Source organism: Chamaesiphon minutus PCC 6605, assembly GCF_000317145.1.
In the GTDB taxonomy this organism is placed as follows: domain Bacteria; phylum Cyanobacteriota; class Cyanobacteriia; order Cyanobacteriales; family Chamaesiphonaceae; genus Chamaesiphon; species Chamaesiphon minutus.
This window is the reverse complement of the sequence record NC_019697.1, coordinates 2,759,609-2,776,708: the sequence shown is the minus strand read 5'-3', so window position 1 is coordinate 2,776,708 and position 17,100 is coordinate 2,759,609. Positions and strand designations below refer to the sequence as shown.

Sequence of the window (17,100 nt, the reverse complement as noted above, 5' to 3'; positions counted from 1 at the left end):
CCCAGTAGTTCGTCGAGCGTGGAGACCTGCGTCGAACTAAACTAGAGATGGATAAATTTTCTGGTTGAGTAAGTTCGAGTGGATTCGATTCGATCTCTAGGAACTAAATCGAATCGAACTCGCACATCTACTTGATAATTGGGATATAAGATAAACCAGCCGCAGAACCAGTGTATTCATAACTAGTTTTAGTTTTGGTGGTATCCAAGACATTAACCGTGTTCTCAGTTTTACCTTTTGTTTCCCCGTTCTGGCTATTGCTGCTTTCGTTCTTGGTACTTTCACGGTAGCTATTTTCACTAGTCTCTTTGCTACCACCACTGCTATTACTGCTAGTGCTGTAACTGCTGCTATTTTTACCTTTGCTAGCGGTTTCGCTCTCACTGCTACCATCGCTAACTTTACCGCTACCACTGTTGGCAGTTTCGTTCTCGCTGCGCCCCGTACCTTTAGTGCCGTTACTCGCTTCACCGCTAGTGCTATTGGTAGCATTATAAGTTTCGGAATGAGACTTTTTCTTGCTGCTAGCATATTCGCTGGCTTCGTTCACCTGGGAGCTATAGTTGTATGTATAGTCGCGAGTATCTTTCTTATTACTAACATCACTAGTATTAAGGTATTTGAAAGTTACAGGTTGGCTAAAACCATAAGCACTTGCAGTAGTACCGGATTTAGTGCTCTCAGCACTAGCCTTTGCCTTAGTTTCGGCAGTAGAAACCGCAGCGGAGAGTTCTTGCACGCCAGAGCCACTACCGTTGGTATTCCCACCAGGATTAATCGAAAAGTTGCCACTAGTAGGGCCGCATTTACAGTCCTGAAATTTGATCGATACGGCGGCTGCTGTCGAACCAGTAGTAGGCCCAGCATAAGCAGCGAGCGGACAGAAAACGGAAGCAGTAGCAACAGCTAGCGTAAATTTAGACGAGAAATTCATAATTTCGCCCTTCCTTATTTGCAGTAATTAATGTACAATTCTAGGAACAAGTTTTATAAAATCTGGCTCGTCAATAAAAGCATTCAAGAACGATGTCTACAAAGTTCCAAACTTTAGACCATTTAATCGATCTTCAAGATTGGCGGGCTTCTTTATTTAGGTACCAACATAGAACATTCTAAAACCACCGCATTTGCAGTCGATCGAGTCGGTTCTATTCGTACTATTTAAATATCCTAAAACCTGCTCCTATCAACGAATAGACTTGATAGTCATATACCATCGATAGTTTAATTTTTAGAGCGGGTATTTATTCAAGAAGCTTCTTCTATCTACTCTAAATTCTTGAATTTCTCATTTGCATGACAATTATTATATTGGCAATCAAAATGAGTTATTTATTGAGAAACGTGCGTTAAGATTTCATTGACTTCATCCTACGACGCCAAAATGCATTTAGCAATACTTTTTTGAATATTTCAGCAAATATGCCGATCTATATTCGCAATATTTACGTTTAATTGCTGAGTTAATTGTTGTGTATTTGTGTGGGCAGATTAAATTTTATAGTCTATCCTAAGTCATGAAGTTTAACTTCATGGATTCTTAAGTCACTCAGTTGCAACTTTTGACCGAGCGTTGTGCTGATTAGATCGAGAGTTATTCTGTTGCTGTTAAATTGGCTCTGGCTCGATCTTCATGATGACGAACGCGAGCAGTCGCTCGACTGCTCGGTTTCTATTTCGGAAATGTCCGAACCGGAGATCGCTTGACGATCGCTAAAGTAAGACTATAAATTTAATGGTTTCTGCGGTTGATAATCATGACAATCGATCGCTGCTTCCGAGCAAGCAAAATAAGGATTGACAGTACATTTGAGGTAGCGACTATTTGTAAAATATTTACATTTGTAACAAGGAACTTGGTGTAGTCGTTTGACATTCCCCAAGCCGATTTGACATTGACTAACAAACAGCCAGCAGGTGCTCAATACCAAACACCAAGCTAAAATAGCATAAATTAAAATCATTTGTTAATTAAACTCCATCCGAGCGTGTCGATCGATCTACTGAGTCCACAAATAGTAACATAACTATCCAAAATTGACCTTGAGAGATTTAAGGAAGATTTACGCGCTGTTGCGCTTTCCCAAAATAGAGGTAGGGGTAATCGAACGATTACCCCTACCTCTATTTTGATATTAATTTATGCTTTAATTCAGCAATGCCTAAAAATTAGTGCCATCGCCTTAGAAACTCTCCGGCTCAATCTTCTGCCCTGACACCTGTAAAGTATTCAGGTTCGTTACCGGGAATCCACTTGATATTACAACCGATACTCGGACGTTGATTGGGATCTACCTCTTTACCTGCCAATAGTAACTCGATCGCTTGACGCAAATCTTGTCCCGTGACTGGTTTGCCATTAGAAGGACGACTATCATCTAATTGACCGCGATAAGCCAAGTATCGCTCGCTGTCAAACAAGAAAAAATCAGGCGTACAAGCCGCTGTATAAGCCTTTGCCACCACTTGATCGAGATCGGCACAGACGGGGAAATTAAACCCTTCAGAGTGGGCTAAACCTTGCAAATGTTCGGGAGCATCATCGGGATATTTCTCGATATCATTAGAGCCGATCGCGACTACACCCAAACCTTGCGCGGCATAATCCTTGCCGATCTGGGCGAGCTGAGCTTGAACGTGTTTGACAAACGGGCAGTGAACGGAGATAAACATTACTAACAATGCTGGTTTGCCAGCAAATGTCGCTAGCGAAATGGGCTTCTCACTCACGACGTCGGTAAGATTGAAGTCTGGCGCACTCACGCCCAAAGGTAGCATCGTCGATGCAGTTCTAACCATAATTAATATTTTCTCCTTGCGTAGCAGCCGATGGTTCTCAATAGCAGTTGCTTGAAGGCCATCGGCACCGCACAGTTAACGCTTACTAGCGTAGCTTAATTAGAACGCTCGATTATCAAAACCCTCAGCAAAACACAGGAGCGAGAATTGCCACTTCGGTTCTCCGCCTTCTGTCTTGTCTGATTGCTTGATGTGCTGCCTTCTGTTGTTTGCCTGCCGCTATACTCGCGATTTAACTGTATACAGCGGTATCAACGATTGCAGTAACCCATTAGCTGCCTTGCCATACTCTTCTAGTTCGACTAGTTGCTCCACGGCATAGGTCATGCTTTCTTCGAGTTGAGCCATTGTGGGGTATGTTTTCAATACTTCCGAGAGCAGATCGTCGAGCTGGTGTTCGCGCATCTGAACCACTGATTGGCTGCCAAAATTAAAATTAGGACGCAGCATGACTAGCAAAATTATTTTTGCTCGCAGTGGATTGGTATAGCTCATGACGTTTTGTCGCAAGCTAAATGGGTCGTATTCAGGTACGCTCCAAGAATCAGCTTGTCCACCATCTTCATACTGTGAAGATAAGTCACCATTCTCAAATTGACCTTCCTCGGACAACTCTGGATTGTAATAGGTTTCGTAGGCAGATTCATCTACATCGTCGTCGATCGGGGTTTGGGTTTCAAATTGTTGAGTGGCTAGTGGCGCATAGGCACGCTGTAGCGCAGAAGGAACGACCTGGCTGGTAAAGGCTTGAGTCGGCATGGGTGCATAAGCTCGTTGCAGTGCTGATGGGACGCCACCAGGCTGGCTGACAGCTTGGGTTGGTTCTGGTGTGTAAGCCCGCTGGATGGCCGATGGCACTGGGCTGAGCGACGAGTCGATCGGTTCTGACTGCGGTATAGGTGCTGCTGGCGGTGGCGTCTGCTGCGGTCTACCGCCATGTTCCTGGCGAAATTCAGGGTATAGTTGCCCGATCGACAGATAGATTACTTTAGCAATGTCAATATACTGCTTGGGCTTATTTACTGTTTTAATCAGATTTTGTAATAAGATTCTGAATCGCTCTAAAGTAGTATTTTCTCTAACTAACTGTTCGATTAAATATTGAAAATTAATCGAATTTAAATAATCGATATCCTTTTCCCACCTACTGGTACACAAACAATACAGCATCTTTTTGATCCGCACTGCCTCTTGATGTCTATCTAGGTAGTTAACGACTTGTTTAAGTAAATTTGGGTCATTAATCCTCATGAAGTTAACCAGCTTTTATCTAAGTTTGAGTCAAACGATACGATCTAAAAATATTTCCCCTAACTAAAGTTATGTGGGAACATCATTATGAATTGGGGGTTGTGTCGGGAAATCTATCCCAGAGATCGTTCGGTGTGGGTTCGCAAAGCCTTTGAGAAAAAAGCACCGCTAGCATCCAGCTCGTCGAGGGAGTCCCTCGTCTAAGTATCGATTCCGCATGATGGCGGCAATCCGAACGGTGATGGGGACAACTTCCATCGTCACAACTTCCCCTATTATTCCCACCAATCGGGCATCGCTAACTAATCTAGAGAATTTGGCGGGTTCGCTTGAGGTTAGATTTTGGCTGGAGCTACTTTAGTCAGATTAGCTCGATCGATTCTTACGTTTAATTGACTATCTTCGCCGCCACCGAGCGAGCGCGTGACTTCTCCCAATACTAGCGGTTCGGAAACGCCGGGACGCGGATGAACGACCGTCCGCGCGCGCACTTTGAGCTGGCGATCGCTCGCACCGGAGCGTCCATAAGAATACAAATCACCTGCGGCTTGACGTAAGGTCGCATCTAGCCCGGCTTCGCTAATGGGGGTTTTAACGGCAATAGTGGCGCGATCGCTGCCGTTATCATAAATCAATGAGTAGTGCAGCGCGCCCGGGACATTGCTATGTACGATCGGGACTAAACTAAGGGCAAATAAACCAGCAGTCAGTACGCCCATAAATCCAGTCGCGCCGACGAGTCGAAATTTGAAGCCCCATTTTAAGACCAAAGCTAAGATCGTCAGCACTGCCAAAGCCAGCGTGACGATTCCCGACCATTGACAGTATTTGAAAAAGTCAGCAGTTGAAATCATCTAATTAGTGAATAGTGAATAGTGGATAGTGGATAGTTAAGGACGCAAGCGTCCAAAATCCGGCTTGGTGCGCTTCCATGGTCGGGTTCCCCGACCGGAGCGCATCCGCAAAATTTAAAATCTAAACTCTTATAACTCTGCTTCATTACTGACAAAATCAGCAAGCTTGGCTTCTCCAGTCATTTGGAGTGCAGCTTTGAGCGTGTGCCAGCCGAGATTGGCGCATTTAATCCGGACGGGAAATTGAGCCACACCTTTCATGACGTTGAGTTTGCGTTGCTCTTTGGGAAATTCACCTTCCCCTTTCATCATCTGTTGAAAAGTGCCGATTGCGTCTAAAGCTTCATCGATCGTTTTACCCACCAACGCTCCAGCCATGAGATCGACCGAAGCTAGTGCGATCGCACAACCTTCGCCTTCAAATTTAATATCAGTGACGCGCTCGCCATCGGGATCTAGTTGTAGTGTCAGTTCGATGGTATCGCCACAAGATGGATTGTGCCCTTTCTGATACCGATCGACAGGATTAGTTTTACCTCGATGCTTGGGCTTTTTATAATGTTCGAGGATGACCTGTTGGTACAGATCGCGCAAATTAGTCGTATTCATAGCAAGTTAAGCAGATCGATCGATAATCAGATCTCTATTATCGTCGATCGCTACTTTACTAGCTAGTTATTTGCTTAGGGTGATATTTGAGCAAAACAGCAGCGGTAAACAGGATTGTTACCGCTGCCAACTCTATCCTGTGTTCGAGCGTTAGAACCTGAGGATATTCAGTAGACCATTAAATGGTGTCAGAATCGTACTGAAACCATCCCCAATTCGGGTTAGGCCGTTGCGTCCGATCGCCATCGTGTCATTGTTTTGCAAGCGTGGGTTAGTCTCTGGATCGATGCCTCTGGTAAAGTCGATCTCGATCGACCGCTCAGTGACAGTTGTTCGAGCGTTAAAATCTGAGGATATTCAATATACCATTAAATGGTGTCAGAATCGTACTGAAACCATCCCCAATTCGGGTCAGACCGTTGCGTCCGATTACAATCGTGTCATTGTTTTGCAAGCGTGGGTTAGTCTCTGGATCGATGCCTCTGGTAAAGTTGAGCTTGATCAACCGCTTAGTGACAGTCCCATTGGGATTGAGGCGGATGAAGTCAACTTCATTTTTGTTAGCACGCACATTGTCGAAACCACCAGCAATTAGCAGTGCTTGGTTGAGAGTGGTGTTGGGTGGCATTTCGATCGTCCCACCGCGTCCGGCTTTATTGGCGATTTCACCGATTACATTGACGCGGATCGTGGCTGGCGAAAGTGTGGAAGATGCGACTAGATCCACGTCCTGCGGGCTACTATTTTGCGCGACGGGAATAAAAATTCGATCGCCTTCTTGGAGGATGATATCTTGGCTGGTATCCCCTTGCTGAAGCAATTTGAATAAGTTCAGCGCGATGCGTTGTTCGCCAGTGCGGGTCGTCCGAATCAATTGAATTTGGCGAATATCTGCTGTTGGCTTAATTCCAGCAGCGGACTGAATGGCATTGGTGACGGTGGGGAGAGCCACAGTTCCAGTTAACTGAGTATTGTTATTGGTGGTGTTACCTGCGCCAGTGACGGTATAGGTACCCGGACGGTTGACTTCGCCGACAACTACTACTTTGGGCGGATTGATGGCTTGAGGGCCAAGGTTAGATGCCGATATTAATATGCTGTTGGCACTATTGATTTCAGTTGCCGTCGGTAGCAAGATTGTATCGCCATCCTGAAGGATAATATCTTGGCCGAAGTCGCCAGCTTTGAGCAGATTGAGTAAGTTAATCGGTACGACTTGACCGACGCCCGTCCGTGTATTGCGGCGGACTCTGATCCGGCTCAGGTCGGCGGAAGCCGTACTACCACCAGCAATTTTGATCGCTTCGGTGAGCGTGGGTGGGGTGACACGTCCGGCAGTACCAGCAGTCTCACCTTTGAGCGTGTAGGTACCTGGCTTGCCAACTTCACCAAGGATCGCTACTTTGACAGTTGCATCTTGGTTGGCGAGGTTAGAACCTGCTAGTCTGAGTCGATCTGCGGCATTGACACCTTCAGAGCGAGCGATAAAAATGGTATCGCCATCGCGCAAGGTAATATCTTGGGATGTGTTGCCTCTTTGGAGTACATCGAAGATGTTCACCGAGATGATTCTGCCTGTCGCCGCACGGCGGACTTGGACTTGACGGAGGTTAGCAGTTTGAGTCGTACCACCAGCGAGTTGGATCGCTTGGCTGACTGTCGGAAACTTACGATTTTCGCCAGTAAATGGGACGGTATAGGAACCAGAACGCGTCACTTCACCTGCGATCGCAAATTGGACGGGACGCGGAGCTGTGACGCTAATCGTGACGATCGGGCGTTTGACGTAGCGCGAGAAATAAGCTGTTAATAATGCAGAGGCTCTTTGGACTGTCAGTCCTTGGACGGGAACTGCTCCGATGACGGGTAGATTGATCGCACCATCGCCCAAGACATTGAATTCACCGCTATATTCTGGCACGTTGAAGATATCTACTCGCAATCTATCTCCAGGGCCGAGGGTGTAGGAGTCTGCAAAGTTATTTTGAGGTGCTACTACTCTTTGTGCGGGGGGTTTAGCTTTGACGGCCTTTTTGGCGGGCGCAGATACCCCGATCTTGGCGGTGAGTGTTCGATCTGGAGTCTTTGACTTACTTTCTTTCTTTGGAACTGCTAGCGCACCCGACTGGAGATTGACGATCGCCAGTACTGGCACTAGACCAACGATTACACTTTTGTATAGATAAGTCCGCAAACTAGCAGTTTTCATAAAGAATTTGTATATTATTTGCAATCTAAATTAATATTGGATAACCTAGTCGTCTACGGCATAAATAAGGTTACTATTGTGCTGGGCGCGGGGCATGGGGAAAGAAATGGTCGGTTAATTTCTGCCGCATAGTACTAGTTTAGAGCTAAGGGATCGGTTTTATCCTCAGTGTTTTATCTTACCTCTAACAGATTCTAGTCTTAAACATGTCGATCGGATAAGGTTTGAGTCAGAGATTAGGTTAAATATGGCAATATGGACTGAGCTAGATGGCTGGGTGTCAATTTGGCAATGGAGTTGCAGGTTGTCGAGCTGATACCGGATCGACGACGTTTGGGTGGAATTTGATGTTCCCCAGCCGATTGCACCCAACCTGAGTCTAGGGTGTCGATCGAGAACGCCTGGACTAACGCAACAATCTTTGCTTATTATGCCCACTCGATCGGCCAAGATTAACGATAAAACCCACGTTGCTCATTAAAGGTAGTTTCTCCTAACATTGAAATATCAAGCGCGATCGATGGAGAGTTGGACGAACGATAGATTATATCAATAGGCTAATCTCGTTGATGTAGCCCACGTTGTGTATAACTTACCCAAATCCTAAAGCCTAAAACCTAAAGCCTAAAACCTAAAGCCTAAAACTTAAAGCCTAAAACTTAAAGCCCAAGCGATCGCACTCAAAGGCGGTCGGAAGTGTTAACTTAAGAGTGGGCAAGTTATAGCAAAAATCTGATGTTGCCATCTACGAAAAAAGTTGTTGTGGGACTCTCTGGTGGAGTCGATAGTTCGGTGGCTGCGGCCATTCTCTGCGAGCGAGGTGATGATGTAATTGGTCTGACCCTGTGGTTGATGCGCGGTAAGGGTCAATGCTGCTCGGAAGGAATGGTCGATGCGGCAAAAATTTGCGAGCAGTTGGGCATAGAGCACAAAATCGTCGATAGTCGCGATACGTTCGAGCAATATATTATCGATTATTTGGTGGCTGGCTATGAAGCTGGGATCACGCCATTGCCGTGTTCGCAGTGCAATAAGGCGGTCAAATTTGGCCCGATGGTAAAATATGCTAAAGCTGAGTTAGGGGCAGATTATATTGCCACTGGGCACTATGCGCGGATAACTTACGATGAGACTTTGCAACGGTATCAGTTGCGGCGGGCGATCGATCGATCGAAAGATCAGACTTATTTTCTCTACGATTTAGAGCAAGATATCCTAGCGGCGACGATTTTTCCGTTGGGAGATACGCTCAAAACCGAAACGCGCACGATTGCAGCGGGGTTGAATTTATCCACTGCGGATAAACCCGAAAGTCAGGATTTATGTCTGGTCGAAAAACACGGTTCGATGAAAACCTTCCTCGATAAGTATCTCAATGAGCGTCCCGGCGAAATTGTCAATACTCAAGGAGCTGTCTTAGGCAAACATTTAGGCATTCACCATTATACAATCGGCCAACGTCGCGGGATTGGAGTTGCTGCTCCAGAACCGCTTTATGTCGTCGCTCTGGATGCGAGCAAAAATCGGGTGGTCGTCGGTTCCCGCGAGGAAACTCACGGCGGCGAATGTAGCGTCGATCGTGTCAACTGGGTGTCGATTCCCCAACCGAGCGCACCAATCCGCGCCCAAGTCCAAGTCCGCTACCGTTCTGAAGCCGTTCCGGTCAGTGTAATTCCGTTGGAAAATGGTAAGGTCAAATTGGTATTTGACGAACCCCAATTTGGAATTACTCCCGGTCAAGCTGCGGTCTGGTATGACGAGGATATAGTCCTTGGGGGCGGGATTATCGATCCGATTAGTTAGTGGATAGTGGATAGTGGATAGTGAATTGCCTAAATAGGCAATCTCCTAATAAAATTACCAATTGTATTGGTAATTTTATTAGGAGAAACCTCGTCAAAACGGGTACTTTTCGAGTGTAAATCGTTTGTTTAAAAAAGCAACTATCCACTATCCACTATCCACTATCCCCTATCCACTATTCACCATCCCCCGATCGAATCACAATTTCTGTTTCTAACTGCGGATCTGGATATGAGTCGGCTAGTTTGTCGCGATCGCTAGCTCGCTTTATCCGACTCTGTGGGGCTTTCCAACGATCGAGAATATCCTCAATTAAGACGGCATTAATCCAAATTTTGGCAACTACAGTTAAAGGGATGGCGAGTAATAATCCTAAAAAGCCAAAAAAGGTCGTAAAAAAGACTTGTGAGATTAACGTTAGGGCGGGAAGTAACGATACTTGCTGCGCCATAATATATGGCGTGAGCAAGTTACTTTCAAATTGTTGAATCAGAAAATAAACAATAAAGATTGCAACTGCTTTCCACGGTTCGTCGAGTAACGCGATCGACATCGGCAAAACCACACTTATCGTCGGCCCGACATTGGGAATCAAATTAAATAGTCCAGCCACAATACCTTGTGCCAAGGCTAAGGGAATCCCCAATATTAATAACCCGACGGTACTGAGTCCACCTACTACGATCGTACTCAATAGTGCGCCGCCAAACCACTTGCCTAAAGACACCTCGCACTCCGATAAAATGCCGTCGATTCGCTGGCGATAAAAACTGGGAAATAGCACCACAAATGCTTGACGGTAAGCCATGGGTTGCGCCAAGAGCATAATCGTCAGCACGACCAAGAATAACAGATTGAGAATGACAGCCAGCGAACTAGAAAATATACTCAGCGATTGTCCAGCTACCGATTTTACTAGCGGTTGCACTTGTCGATCGAGATCGTTGAGATCTGGTAAGTACGGAACGAGTGGAGCTGGAATGTATGACGGGAGATTCGTCCGCCACTGCGTCGCCGATTGAAGAATTTGGGGAAACTTAGTCGTAGTTAACTCTTGAAATTGACTGATAAATGGGGGGACAATCAGAATAAAAAAGCCCACTAACACAGCAATAAAAATCCCGATCGCTACTAGGACGCCTGCTGGACGTTTGAGCTTAAGTTTGTGCTGAAGTTTTCGAGCTAGCTTATTAAGAGCTGTGGCTAAGAGTATTGCTGCAAAAACAATTAAAAGTACTTGACGAATTTGCCACAATATGTATGCAGACAAAACTAAAGCCAAAAATCCCAGCCATTGACCTAGTAGCATAGTTGACGATCGAGAAGATATCATTAATATCATATCCCCGACTTCTGAAAGAAATCGGGGATATTTACGTAGTTTAGCAGTTATGCGTTAGGCGTAGGTGTTAGGGGAAGCTCTGTGTTGCTCATGTTCCCTAAAGCCTAAAACCTAAAACCTAAAACCTAAAGCCTAAAACCTAACTAGCCAAATCGACCCGATACATAATCATTGGTACGACTATCGACTGGAGATGAGAAAATTTGCTTGGTTTCGCCAAATTCTACCATCCGTCCGATCCGACTCTCATCGGTACTAAAAAAGGCTGTATAGTCAGAAATTCTTGCTGCTTGTTGCATATTGTGGGTGACGATCGCGATCGTCAGCTCGTTGCGTAAGCTGTGCATCAGATCTTCGATTTTTGTCGTCGCGATTGGATCTAGTGCCGAGCAAGGTTCGTCCATCAGCAATACTTTTGGTTTGACGGCTAGAGCGCGAGCGATACACAATCTTTGCTGCTGTCCTCCCGACAATCCCAATGCCGATTTATGCAGTTTATCTTTGACTTCATTCCAGATTGCGGCACCTTTTAATGAGGATTCGACAATACTGTCTAGATCTCCTCGCTGAACTTTTTCTTCCCCAATTTTGACGCCATAAGCCACATTTTCATAAATACTCATTGGGAAAGGATTTGGCTTTTGAAACACCATTCCCACTTGTCTGCGTAATTGATTGAGGTTGACTTGAGGGTGATATATATTTTGGCCGTAGAGCTGAACTTCGCCTTCAGTTTTAACTTTGCCTTCTAGCTCGCCGATCCGATTGAGTGCTTTAATAAAAGTAGACTTACCGCAGCCGGAAGGCCCGATAATAGCAGTCACATGATTTTCAAAAATAGTCATGTTGATGCTTTCTAATGCTCTTACCACGCCATAGAAGAAGCTGAGATTATTAACTTGAATTGCTGTTTCCAATTGATTTGATTTCGGATATGCTTCTTTCATAAAAAATAAATATATAATTTTGTAAGTTACTGCCTATTAGCCTTGTTTACCTCGATTAGATAATAGTCTTGTTGGCAGATTGATTGCTAAAACTATTCCTAATAAGAATAAAGATGCCGTCCAAACCAATTGATTTTTGACTGGGTCGGGATCGTTGTATAAATTAAAAATCAATACTGGTAACGAAGCCGTAGGACTCAGAAGATTTTCGGCCCAATATTGAGCGTACAAAGCAGTAAATAACAATGGAGCTGTCTCGCCGCAGGCACGAGCGATCGCCAATAATACCCCAGTGGAAATTGCTGGTAGTGCGGTAGGTAAAACGATCCGGGTAATAGTTTGAAACTTATTACCACCTAGTCCAGAGGACGCCAATCGGAATGTAATCGGGACTAACTTGAGTACTTCCTCAGTTGTCAGTGCAATAATTGGTAGCATGATGATTGCTAAAGCAATGCCCCCCGCAACTGCGCTATAACTAAAATTAAAATCAAATAGTTGGCGACCAAAAAAGAATGGCGCATCTAATTGTTTGGTAGTTAAAACGATGACATCATAGGTAAAAATCCCGACCACGATCGAGGGCACGCCAGTCAAAATTGTTGTCAAAAATCTAATCGTCCGATTGAGCTTACTATGGGGTGTGTATTCGGATAGATAGATGCCAGTTGCAATCCCGATCGGAATGCTCAACAGCGAGGCAATTCCCACCATGGTCAGAGTACCGACAATGGCGTTAGCAAATCCATCATCGATGATTTCTTTGGTAAACATGGTGGCTGTCAAACCCGGAAATCCTTTGACGATAATATTCCACAATACGGAGATTAGTGGCAGTATCCCGACTATAGTTAAGCAAAACGCTAATACCGTCATCCCCCGATCGAATAAACTTCGAGCTGGAGATAAAGGTGTCGTTAAATTAGTAGTTCTTGGTGACTCGTTCATAATTAAGATTTCCCTTTACGTTCGACCAATCTCACTAACCCGATCGCGCCAACATTTACACCCAGAGTAATTGCAAATAAAATCAATACTAAATAAGTCAGCGCGGCAGAATGCATACCATCAGCTTCAGCGAACTTAGTTGCTAAAATAGCGGGAATTGAGTTAGCTGGTTCAAATAGTGAAGAACTGATGTTTTCGGCATTACCGATGACCATCGTCACCGCCATCGTCTCGCCCAGAGCGCGGCCTAATGCCAACATTACCGCACCGATAATTCCTGAAAAAGCTTTGGGTAAAACAACTTTAAAAATTGTTTCCCAGCGTGTCGCACCCAATGCCATGGAGCCAGTACGTAAATAAGTAGGCACCACCAAGAGGACTTCGCGACTGACAGCAGCCATCGTCGGCAAAATCATGATGCCCAATAAAATGCCAGCAGTCATCAATCCAGAGCCAGTAGGTTCTTTGCCAAACCAGGGAATAAAACCCAACTTGGCATGGAGAAATTGTTGGAATGGTAACAGCAGTGGAATGAAGGTGTAGAATCCCCATAAGCCAAAAATGACGCTGGGAATAGCCGCAATTAATTCGATCGTGAAAGCAATAAAAGTTCGCAACCGTTGTGGGAGGAGATCTTCACTCGTTACGAGTGCTACTGACAACCCGATCGGTACGGCGAGGATCAGCGAGATCGTGCTACTGCCCAGCGTACCGTAAATCAACGGAAGGGCACCAAATTTATTATCAGTGACATTCCATTCCTGACTTACCAAGAAACCCACCCCAAACTGCTGTACTGCTGGGAATGAATGTTTGAGGATCGTCCAGACCATCAGAAAGAGAATAGCCGCCGATATCCCGCTAGCTGCATACATCAGATAGCGGAATAATCGATCGGCTAGATCGGTTTTAGGCGGTCGATTGCGCCTACCTAAGATACTTTCGGTAGGCACAGGCGCAGATAGGTGTTGTGGGGAAGACATTGTTAAATTTAGATTATTTCACGCCGGATTCGACAGCTTCGATCGCGCGAGCAGCAACACTGCTCGGAATGGAAGTGTAACCGAGATCGTCGTTAAATTGCTGTCCGCTGGTCAGCATCCATCTGACCATTGTCTTGATGGCTTGAGCTTTAGCTGGAGTTTTTTGATTTTTAGGAATCAACAACCATGTTAGGCCGACAATGGGGTAGCCTTGATTGGAATTGACATCAAATGCGCGAAAATTTGCTGGAAATTGGACATCGGCTAGTGCTTGATTGGCAGCTTTTAGTGATGGAGCTACATACCTGCCGCTACCATTTTGAACGGCAGCCGAGTTGAGTCCATTTCTGAGCGCAAAGCTATACTCCATGAAGCCAATTGCGCCAGGAGTTTGCTTAACTAAAGCAGAGACGCCAGGATTTCCTTTACCTTTCAAAAAGCCTGACGACCATTTGGGTTCTGTGCTAGCACCAACTGCTGACTTAAATTCTGGGCTAATTGCGCTGACGTGATTGGTGAAAATGAAGGCAGTACCGCTACCATCAGCTCTGACGACAGGCTTAAGCGCGGTATTGGGGAGGCTAAGACCTTTGTTGTCTTGCGCGATTTGGGGGTCGTTCCAAGTCGTAATTTTGCCTAAGAAAATTCCGCTTAACGCTTTGTTAGATAGTTTGAGACCTTTGACAGGAAGATTGTACGCTACAGACACAGGCCCGCCCGCAGTCGGTATCAACAATACCCCACCTTTGACCTGTGACATTTGGCTATCGGTCATCGCGGCATCGCTCGCGCCAAAGTCTACTGTGCCAGCGATCGTTTGTTTGATTCCACCACCACTACCGATTGCTTGATAGTTAACCTTTATATCTGGGTGAGCCTTCCGCATCTCCCGAGTATATCTCTCATACAAAGGTTGAGGAAAAGTCGCTCCGGCACCACTAAGAGTCACTTGTTGCGCCACCGCTGCAAATTGAGTCCCGAAAAATGCTACTGCTACTGCGGTGAGAGTGGTAAAGCGACCGAAATTTTTGGATAACATACCTATATTTGTCAAGTTGATTGCAAAGAGAGTGATTTCAAAATTTTAAGTTTTGACGATAGCAGTGATGCTTATGTTAACTTTTTTGATACCAGCAGCATCTTAGCGCAACCACACTTATATATCGATTATGTTTAGGTTAACACTTGTTTAAGGATTCTATAAGATTACTTTATATAGTAATTATAATTATGTTAACAGTTAGGAGCAGGGGGATTTGTAGGCTATATTTGCCGCTCGGTTTTTGAGATAGCAAAAAGCTACAGACCGGATGCGGCGATCTCCAGATTATGCTAGTTTCAATTAACCGATCCCGTCAATTACGGGATGGAAATAGAAAGCAAAACCCAATACCACATAAGCCGCTAATAGTAGAGAACCTTCGAGCCAATTCGATCGACCGTCGGAACTAATCGAGTTGGCGATTAATACCGAAACACCGACAGCTACCAATTCAAACGGATTGAAGTTTAGGTTCATCGGTTTACCCATAATATATCCTGCTAATACTAATACTGGCGCAACAAATAGGGCAATTTGCAAACTCGAACCCAGTGCAACAGATACAGATAAATCCATTTTATCTTTCATCGCAACTGTTACCGCCGTCGCATGTTCGGCAGCATTACCCACGATCGGCACTAAAATTACCCCAGTAAATAATGCCGTCAAACCTAACTGTTCGGTCGCAACTTCTAGCGTCGAAACCAGAAATTCCGACTCGACAGCAACTAATAACGTACAGCCTAACAGCACCGTAATCCACAACGGTAAATTGACGTCTCCATGTTCGGTCTCGCCGTCTAGATTTGAGTCAGCGAGTTCTTCTAAGTCCATATCGGCATCGATGTCGTATAAATAAGTGTGAGTTTTCATTGAAAATAATAACGTCAAACCATATACGCCAATTAACACGATCGATACCGCGATCGAGAGTTTCTGAATCGCATCTGTACTGATCCCAGTAGATGTATAATCTACCGCAGTCGGTAATAACATCGCAATCACAGCTAGATTCATACTAGAGGCATTCACTCTCGCCACGATCGGTTGAAATGTCTGTTCTTTGTATTTCAAACCACCGAGCAACATCGAAAAGCCCATTACCAATAACAAGTTACCGATAATCGAGCCAGTAATACTTGCTTTGACAACATCAATCAAGCCAGCATTGAGCGCGACGAGGGCGATAATTAATTCGGTAGCATTGCCAAAAGTGGCATTTAACAGCCCACCCAAGGCTGGCCCCATCACCACAGCGATTTCTTCGGTCGCGGTGCCCATCCATGCCGCCAAGGGGATAATTGCCAGCGCAGAAGTGATAAATACAACTGGATCGCTCCAATGTAGAAAGTGTCCCGCGATCGACACTGGGATAAATATCAGGAAAACGGACAAAATATTCTGGAGATTCAGCATGAATGTGGTTGGATCGATACACTGTTTCTCTAGGGTACCCGAATTCTGCAAGTCACCAACTTCTATTCTCATGCTTGCCAAACTCCCAGGCTGGCTCGATCGACATGGTATATTTGTTCTGATTTTCGAGTTCGGGCCTAGACAATATGGCTTACAACAACTTTAAACTCTCAGCAGTTGTCGATCGTTTGGAACTAAAATTATCTCGTTCGCCTTTTATCGATCGCAAATCCTTGGTTACATAATACCAGTTAAAATCTGTTGGGCAGTTAATTTGAATCGATCGAATTGCGGCGATTCGATAACTTCTTCGCCCGTATAAACTTTTTCTTCATACAATCCTTCGACCAATTCTAAGATTGTCACCTTAGCTAAGATCGGATCGACAATCCAATATTCAGGAATTTGTCTGGCGGCATATTCCGACCTTTTATAGCGATAATCTCGTTTATCTTGGTTGGGACTTACTACTTCAACAACCAACGTAGGTGGTGGCATATCTGCTAAAATTGTCGATCGATTAGTTTCTCTTAATTCCAGTGCTAAATCTTCAGAAAGAACTGTCAGATCTGGTATTCTTGCCGTCGCTCTGCCACCAGTGACAGCGATTGCAACTTGAATTCTTAATAATTGTGGCGGTAGTCCTATTTGTAAAAAGTAAGCTAACAAAGAAATAGATACTTGCTGATTTCGATCGCTTTCTGGGGGCATAGGAATTAATTTTCCATTCACAAGTTCGTAGAGGTTATCCGTACCATCATCATAGTTGAGGTACTCCTCAAGACTCATAAATTTAGTTGCAACAGTCATAGCTTCTCACCTATATATATTTAGGATCGACCTAATGATACTAGATTCGATCGGTCGATGATGAATGCCTTGTTACTTAATGTCTCG

The 17,100-nt window shown here is 44.9% G+C and carries 16 protein-coding genes; 2 read left to right on the top strand and 14 right to left on the bottom strand.

Going from position 1 to position 17,100, the window contains the following annotated elements:
• Positions 1–127: 127 nt before the first annotated feature.
• Positions 128–934, bottom strand: coding sequence for a hypothetical protein (locus CHA6605_RS12810; protein WP_015159865.1), 807 nt, complete (start codon positions 932–934; stop codon positions 128–130).
• A gap of 641 nt (positions 935–1,575) precedes the next feature.
• On the opposite strand from CHA6605_RS12810, the gene CHA6605_RS36190 reads away from it, so the two are divergent.
• Entirely contained in the window at positions 1,576–1,707 is a 132-nt protein-coding gene (locus tag CHA6605_RS36190) for a hypothetical protein (protein WP_269744588.1), read from the top strand.
• Between the two features lie 17 nt (positions 1,708–1,724).
• Here CHA6605_RS36190 and CHA6605_RS12805 read toward each other — a convergent pair whose 3' ends face one another.
• The 6 genes from CHA6605_RS12805 to CHA6605_RS12780 all read right to left on the bottom strand — a co-directional run bounded on the left by CHA6605_RS12805 (position 1,725) and on the right by CHA6605_RS12780 (position 7,722).
• Entirely contained in the window at positions 1,725–1,964 is a 240-nt protein-coding gene (locus tag CHA6605_RS12805) for a hypothetical protein (RefSeq protein WP_015159864.1), read from the bottom strand.
• A 235-nt stretch (positions 1,965–2,199) separates the two neighbouring features.
• Positions 2,200–2,799, bottom strand: a complete 600-nt coding sequence (locus CHA6605_RS12800; protein ID WP_015159863.1) for a thioredoxin family protein — start codon at positions 2,797–2,799, stop codon at positions 2,200–2,202.
• Positions 2,800–3,018: 219 nt separating this feature from the next.
• The gene (locus tag CHA6605_RS31595) at positions 3,019–4,050 is read right to left on the bottom strand and encodes a hypothetical protein (protein WP_015159862.1); all 1,032 of its coding nucleotides are present in this window, start codon (positions 4,048–4,050) and stop codon (positions 3,019–3,021) included.
• Between the two features lie 335 nt (positions 4,051–4,385).
• Positions 4,386–4,904 (bottom strand): Ycf51 family protein, encoded by a 519-nt coding sequence (locus CHA6605_RS12790; protein WP_015159861.1) that lies wholly within the window; start codon positions 4,902–4,904, stop codon positions 4,386–4,388.
• 129 nt (positions 4,905–5,033) lie between these two features.
• Positions 5,034–5,513 carry a Fe-S cluster assembly sulfur transfer protein SufU gene (sufU, locus tag CHA6605_RS12785; RefSeq protein ID WP_015159860.1) on the bottom strand — a complete coding sequence of 160 codons (480 nt, stop codon included), beginning with the start codon at positions 5,511–5,513 and terminating at the stop codon, positions 5,034–5,036.
• 340 nt (positions 5,514–5,853) lie between these two features.
• Positions 5,854–7,722 (bottom strand): polysaccharide biosynthesis/export family protein, encoded by a 1,869-nt coding sequence (locus tag CHA6605_RS12780; RefSeq protein WP_015159859.1) that lies wholly within the window; start codon positions 7,720–7,722, stop codon positions 5,854–5,856.
• A gap of 735 nt (positions 7,723–8,457) precedes the next feature.
• On the opposite strand from CHA6605_RS12780, the gene mnmA reads away from it, so the two are divergent.
• The gene (gene mnmA / locus CHA6605_RS12775; RefSeq protein ID WP_015159858.1) at positions 8,458–9,525 is read left to right on the top strand and encodes a tRNA 2-thiouridine(34) synthase MnmA; all 1,068 of its coding nucleotides are present in this window, start codon (positions 8,458–8,460) and stop codon (positions 9,523–9,525) included.
• Positions 9,526–9,700: 175 nt separating this feature from the next.
• On the opposite strand, the gene CHA6605_RS12770 is transcribed toward mnmA, so the two are convergent.
• The 7 genes from CHA6605_RS12770 to CHA6605_RS12740 all read right to left on the bottom strand — a co-directional run bounded on the left by CHA6605_RS12770 (position 9,701) and on the right by CHA6605_RS12740 (position 17,013).
• Positions 9,701–10,834 (bottom strand): AI-2E family transporter, encoded by a 1,134-nt coding sequence (locus CHA6605_RS12770; RefSeq protein WP_015159857.1) that lies wholly within the window; start codon positions 10,832–10,834, stop codon positions 9,701–9,703.
• 176 nt (positions 10,835–11,010) lie between these two features.
• Positions 11,011–11,814 (bottom strand): phosphate ABC transporter ATP-binding protein PstB, encoded by an 804-nt coding sequence (pstB, locus tag CHA6605_RS12765; RefSeq protein WP_015159856.1) that lies wholly within the window; start codon positions 11,812–11,814, stop codon positions 11,011–11,013.
• A gap of 36 nt (positions 11,815–11,850) precedes the next feature.
• Positions 11,851–12,762: a phosphate ABC transporter permease PstA gene (pstA, locus tag CHA6605_RS12760; RefSeq protein ID WP_015159855.1), complete on the bottom strand. Its 912-nt coding sequence runs from the start codon at positions 12,760–12,762 to the stop codon at positions 11,851–11,853.
• A gap of 2 nt (positions 12,763–12,764) precedes the next feature.
• On the bottom strand, positions 12,765–13,745 hold the full coding sequence (pstC, locus tag CHA6605_RS12755) for a phosphate ABC transporter permease subunit PstC (protein ID WP_015159854.1): 981 nt from the start codon (positions 13,743–13,745) through the stop codon (positions 12,765–12,767).
• A gap of 13 nt (positions 13,746–13,758) precedes the next feature.
• A complete protein-coding gene (pstS, locus tag CHA6605_RS12750; protein ID WP_015159853.1) occupies positions 13,759–14,784 on the bottom strand; it encodes a phosphate ABC transporter substrate-binding protein PstS in 1,026 nt (341 codons plus the stop codon).
• A 303-nt stretch (positions 14,785–15,087) separates the two neighbouring features.
• Positions 15,088–16,203 (bottom strand): calcium/proton exchanger, encoded by a 1,116-nt coding sequence (cax, locus tag CHA6605_RS12745; protein WP_041549263.1) that lies wholly within the window; start codon positions 16,201–16,203, stop codon positions 15,088–15,090.
• A 237-nt stretch (positions 16,204–16,440) separates the two neighbouring features.
• On the bottom strand, positions 16,441–17,013 hold the full coding sequence (locus tag CHA6605_RS12740) for a Uma2 family endonuclease (protein ID WP_015159851.1): 573 nt from the start codon (positions 17,011–17,013) through the stop codon (positions 16,441–16,443).
• Positions 17,014–17,100 lie beyond the last annotated feature (87 nt).